This window comes from Propioniciclava sp. MC1683 (assembly GCF_014164675.1).
In the GTDB taxonomy this organism is placed as follows: domain Bacteria; phylum Actinomycetota; class Actinomycetes; order Propionibacteriales; family Propionibacteriaceae; genus Propioniciclava.
Genome location: NZ_JACJFX010000106.1, coordinates 1 through 958, shown reverse-complemented (window position 1 = coordinate 958; position 958 = coordinate 1). Strand labels below are relative to the sequence as shown.

General features: G+C 67.4%; 2 protein-coding genes. Both read left to right on the top strand.

All coding sequences use genetic code 11. The features are described 5' to 3' along the window. Positions 1-34 precede the first annotated feature (34 nt). Positions 35-697 carry a hypothetical protein gene (locus H5397_RS17440; RefSeq protein ID WP_182819016.1) on the top strand — a complete coding sequence of 221 codons (663 nt, stop codon included), beginning with the start codon at positions 35-37 and terminating at the stop codon, positions 695-697. Continuing rightward, positions 687-950: a helix-turn-helix transcriptional regulator gene (locus H5397_RS17435; protein WP_182819015.1), complete on the top strand. Its 264-nt coding sequence runs from the start codon at positions 687-689 to the stop codon at positions 948-950. Before H5397_RS17440 ends, H5397_RS17435 begins: the two co-directional genes overlap by 11 nt. Positions 951-958 lie beyond the last annotated feature (8 nt).

Below are 958 nucleotides of genomic sequence, written 5' to 3'. Positions count from 1 at the left end.
TCGATAACATCGAGAATCGATAAGGGGCGCTGTGTTGGAGACCTTGGATCAACGAAGGACGGGCGGCGGCAGGATCGGCGCGGTTCGGGTCCTGCTCGTGATGGTCGCCGTGGTCGTGGCGGCATGGAACTTGTACATCGTGGCCGCGGCCCTCACCGCACGCCCCTTGCTCCTTCCCCCCGGGGGCTCCGACGCGTACGTGGGCGCGACGGTGCTGCCCCAAGTGCTCCAACTCGAGTGGCTGGAATCCTCGCACTGTGGCGACCTAGCCGACGGGGAGACCTGCCGCCCTGTGAGCACCTCGGTGCGGGCCGAGGAGATCCCGCTGTGGATCCGGGCTGTCGCGGTGACCCCTCAGTTGCTTGAGGCAATCGCGATCGTCGTCGCGTTGCTCGCCGTCCGTCGCGCCCTGCAGTACATCGCGTGGGGGCAGCCCTTCGCTGGCCAGGTCAGGGCCGGGTTGCGTACTGCGGCGGTCGTGCTGGTTGTCGGCACCCTGGTGCGCACTGCCCTGCACCCTGTTGGCCTGGCCCTCCTCACACAGTGGTGGGACGGGCTGGACGGGGGCAGGGCGATCGGGATGCAGCCGATCTACCTGTCGGTGCCCCTGCTGGTGGGCGGGCTCGTGCTGGGCAGCTTGGGTGTCGCGTTCCGGGAGGGTGCCCGGCTGCAGGAGGACGTGGCCGGTGTCATCTGAGGAACCGTCCCACCGCGTCGTCTGCCTGCTCGACAAAGTCCTGACGGCCCGCGGCGTCACGCTGACCGAACTATCGGCCCGTACGGGCATCACGATGGCGAACCTGTCCATCCTGAAGACAGGCAAGGCCCGCGCGATCCGGTTCACCACGCTGACCGCGATCTGCCAAGCACTGGACTGCAAGCCGGCCGACCTGTTCGACTTGGAAGATCCTCACAACCTCGACGAGCCCACCTCCGATCCCATTACCTGACATGCCGC